Source organism: Isoptericola sp. NPDC057191, assembly GCF_042670225.1.
Lineage (GTDB): Bacteria > Actinomycetota > Actinomycetes > Actinomycetales > Cellulomonadaceae > Isoptericola.
The window spans coordinates 1-3,914 of record NZ_JBHUWC010000266.1; the positions used below are offsets into that span (position 1 = coordinate 1).

Below are 3,914 nucleotides of genomic sequence, written 5' to 3' on the forward strand. Positions count from 1 at the left end.
TCCGTACCCACAACGACGGGGGCTCAGGCGTCGCGGCGCTTGAGCGTGATCGCCGCGGCGACGAGCAGCACCACCGTGTACCCGGCGAGGACGGCGTAGCCCACCCACGGGTCGAGCAGGGCGTCCGTCGGCAGGCCGCGCGAGATGACGCGCTCGCCGGCGACGCTCGGCAGCAGCTTGTTGACCCAGTCGGTCCAGGCCGCGTCGGAGGCCTGGACCACGATGTTGAAGATCAGCGGCACGACGAAGAAGATCGCGACGATCGTGAAGATCGCGCCCGCGCTGTGCCGCATCAGGGTGCCGACGGCCATCGCGAACGCCGCCACCGTGGCGAGGTAGAGCACGCAGCCGGCCAGCGCGCGGACCTGCTCGGAGTCCGAGAGGTCCACGCTCATACCGGCGTCCTCGAGCAGCGGCGCCGTCGCGACGTACGCGATCGCGAGGGCGGCGCTCACGACCACCGCGGTGGTGAGGACGATGACGACCAGCTTCGCCCAGAGTACGGGCAGGCGGCGCGGCACGGCCGCGAACGTCGAGCGCACGGTGCCCGTCGAGTACTCGCTGGTGACGATCAGCGTCGCCAGCACGCCCACGGCGAGCGCCCCGAACGAGTAGCCGAAGGTGACGATCGTGGTGCCGTTGAGCCCGATCGCCTGGAGCCCCGGGTCCTGGGACATGCCCTCGGACATCTCGGGCGTCTGCGTCGCCGCGCGCACGATCGCGGCCATCATGAGCGCCAGCCCGACCATGACGACGGCGGTGATCACCACGGTCCACACCGTCGAGCGCAGGGTGCGGAACTTGATCCACTCGCCGTGCAGCACGCGGCCGAACGAGACGCGACGGACGACGACGGCGGGCGCGGGCCCGCGGGGCGGTGCGGTGGCCGTGGTCATCGGGGTGCTCCGTCCGTCGTCGCGCCGGCGTCCGCCGTCGGGGGCGCCGCACCGGCCAGGGACTCGGTCTGGTACTCCACGGAGTCCGCGGTCAGCTCCAGGTAGGCCTCCTCGAGCGTCGAGGAGACGGGCGTGAGCTCGTGCAGGACGACGCCTCCGGCCGCGGCGAGCTCGCCGATCCGGGCGGCGTCGAGCCCGGTCACCTCGAGGGCGCCGTCGTCGGCCGGGACGACGTCGGCGCCCTCGCGCCGGAGGACGTCGCCGAGGTCGGCCGCCTGCGGGGAGCGGACGCGCACCACGTGCCGGGACGCCCCGTCGACGAGGTCCTGCACGGGGGTGTCCGCGAGGATGCGGCCGCGGCCGATGACGATCACGTGGTCGGCGGTGAGCGCCACCTCGCTCATGAGGTGGGAGGAGAGGAACACCGTGCGGCCCTCGCCCGCCAGGTAGCGGGCCAGGTTCCGCACCCACAGGACGCCCTCCGGGTCGAGGCCGTTCACCGGCTCGTCGAGGATGAGGGTGCGCGGGTCGCCGAGCAGCGCGACGGCGATGCCGAGCCGCTGGCCCATCCCGAGGGAGAAGCCGCCCACCCGTTTGCGGGCCACCGACGCGAGGCCGGTCAGCTCGACGACCTCGTCCACCCGGGCGGCCGAGATCCCGTGCGTGGCGGCCAGGGCCAGCAGGTGCTGGCGCGCCGTGCGACCGGGGTGCGCCGCCTTCGCCTCGAGGAGCGCGCCCACCTGGGCGAGCGGCTCCGCGTGCTCGGCGTACGGGCGGCCGTTGACGGTGACCGTGCCCGCCGTGGGCCGGTCGAGGCCCATGATCATGCGCATCGTGGTGGACTTGCCGGCGCCGTTCGGGCCGAGGAAGCCCGTCACCACGCCTGGCCGCACGGTGAACGACACGTCGTCCACCGCGAGCTTCGGTCCGTACCTCTTGGTCAAGCCCTGTGCTTCGATCATGTCGCCCCCGGGGTCGTCATGTCGGGTGCCGTCCCGGCCGCCTCGTCACGGGAGTGGTCGAGACCGAGCCTACGTGCGGGTCGGCGTGTCGTCATGGGCAGGGCGAATGATCCGGGCGGGTGCGGGACACTCTGGGCCATGCGCCTCCGCCAGCAGCCCGACCCGCGAACCGACCAGCAGCCCGACCCGCAGCCCGACGACCTCTCCCTGGCGCTGCGCGCGGCGCTGGCCGGTGCAGCACGGGGGATGGCGTACTTCGCGCAGGTGCAGGACCTCGCGCGCGACCGGAAGGTCGACGGGTCGGTCGTGACAGAGGCCGACCTCGCGGTGGAGCAGGAGGTGCGGCGCGTGCTCCTGGCCGGCCGCCCGGACGACGCGTTCCTCGGGGAGGAGACGGGCGAGCTCGGCACCGGTCGCCGGCGCTGGATCCTCGACGGCATCGACGGCACGCTCGTGTTCGTCGAGGGCGACGACCGGTGGCAGACCCTGGTCGCGCTCGAGGAGGACGGCGAGGTGACCGTCGGCGTCGCGATCGTGCCCGCTCAGGGCCAGGTCTGGTACGCCGCGCGCGGCCGGGGCGCGTTCGTCGCGGACGTCGTCGACGGGGTCGTGACGGCGGAGCGGCCGTTGCGGGTCGGGGCGCCGCCGGCCACGCTCCGGTCGGCCCGGACCGCGGTGCTGCCGCCGGTCGAGATGGTGCCCGACCGCTACCGCGCCGAGGTGGACCGGGTCGCCGGGGTCGTGGAGGTCACGGGCTGGCGCGTGCACGGCGCCCTCCTCGTCGCGGCCGGCGAGCTCGACCTCGCCGTCCAGGTCGGGGGCAAGGTGTGGGACTACGCGCCGCTGTCGTTGATCGTCACGGAGGCGGGGGGCACCTTCGGCGGGGACGACGGGCAGCCGCACCCGGTGACCGGCACCGGGGTGTTCGCGGGTGACGCGGCCACGGCCGCGGCAGCGTGCGGTGTGCTGACGGGCGTGGCGTGCTGACGGATGTCGGCAGGCCGGGAACCTATCGCGACCCGGAAGCGTTCCTTACGATGGATCGCACGGCCAGCGACCCGGCACTGCGCGCGCGACGTCCCGTCGTCGGGCACCCGGCAGCCGCGACCAGGAGGAGTTCATGAGCAACCCCGTCTTCTCGAACAGCGACGTCTTCGGCGAGCCTCGCCGCAACGGCGCGCGTCAGGGGGCCCGGCCCGGCGGCACCGCGACGGCCCAGCCGCAGTACGGGCAGGCCGCCTACGGCGCCGGATCCACGGGCAGCACCGGCGCGCAGGCCGCGGACGCGGCGTCGCTCGAGAACATGTACCAGGCGCCGTCCGCCACCACGGCGGACACCAAGCGCCTCACCTACGACGACGTCATCATCAAGACCGGCGGGCTGCTCGCGCTGCTCGTCGTGGTGGCCGCGGTCACCTGGAACACCGTGCCGGAGCTCTGGCCGATCGGCATGATCGCCGGGCTCGTGCTCGGTCTGGTCAACGCGTTCAAGAAGAACCCGAGCCCGGCCCTCATCATCGCGTACACGGTGGCGGAGGGCGTGTTCCTCGGCGGCATCAGCATCGCGTTCGCGCAGATCGCCGTCGGCAGCTCGGGTGAGCCGCTGACGTCGGTCGTGCTGCAGGCCGTGGTCGCGACGATGGCGACCTTCGGCGCCGCGCTGTTCCTGTTCAAGTCCGGCAAGGTGCGCGTCACGCCGAAGTTCACGCGCTGGCTGCTCATCGCGATGGTGGGCTACCTGGCGTTCTCGCTGATCAACGTGGTCCTCACGTGGACCGGCGTCGTCGACGGCTGGGGCCTGCGCTCCGGCCCGATCGGCATCATCGTGGGCCTGGTGGCCGTCGGCCTCGCCGCCGCGTCGCTGATCATGGACTTCGACTCCATCAAGCGCGGTGTCGAGCAGGGCGTCCCGGCGAAGTTCGCCTGGTCGGCCGCGTTCGGCCTGATCGTCACGCTGGTCTGGCTGTACCTGGAGATCCTGCGCATCCTCGCGATCCTGCGGGGCGGCGACTGACGCTCGACGAGCACTCTGACGACGGCCGGTCACCCCACGGGG

4 protein-coding genes are annotated in these 3,914 nt (G+C 73.2%); 2 read left to right on the forward strand and 2 right to left on the reverse strand.

Going from position 1 to position 3,914, the window contains the following annotated elements:
- Window positions 1-23 precede the first annotated feature (23 nt).
- Together ACFT55_RS19530 and ACFT55_RS19535 are read right to left on the reverse strand one after the other, a co-directional pair.
- Window positions 24-896: an ABC transporter permease subunit gene (locus tag ACFT55_RS19530; RefSeq protein WP_380245511.1), complete on the reverse strand. Its 873-nt coding sequence runs from the start codon at window positions 894-896 to the stop codon at window positions 24-26.
- Window positions 893-1,858, reverse strand: coding sequence for an ABC transporter ATP-binding protein (locus tag ACFT55_RS19535; RefSeq protein ID WP_380245512.1), 966 nt, complete (start codon window positions 1,856-1,858; stop codon window positions 893-895). The genes ACFT55_RS19530 and ACFT55_RS19535 overlap by 4 nt, the downstream gene beginning before the upstream one ends.
- A 138-nt stretch (window positions 1,859-1,996) precedes the next feature.
- Between ACFT55_RS19535 and ACFT55_RS19540 the strand changes: the two genes are divergently transcribed.
- Both ACFT55_RS19540 and ACFT55_RS19545 read left to right on the forward strand, forming a co-directional pair.
- Window positions 1,997-2,845 carry an inositol monophosphatase family protein gene (locus tag ACFT55_RS19540; RefSeq protein WP_380245513.1) on the forward strand — a complete coding sequence of 283 codons (849 nt, stop codon included), beginning with the start codon at window positions 1,997-1,999 and terminating at the stop codon, window positions 2,843-2,845.
- Window positions 2,846-2,978: 133 nt separating this feature from the next.
- Window positions 2,979-3,872, forward strand: coding sequence for a Bax inhibitor-1/YccA family protein (locus ACFT55_RS19545; RefSeq protein WP_380245514.1), 894 nt, complete (start codon window positions 2,979-2,981; stop codon window positions 3,870-3,872).
- Window positions 3,873-3,914 lie beyond the last annotated feature (42 nt).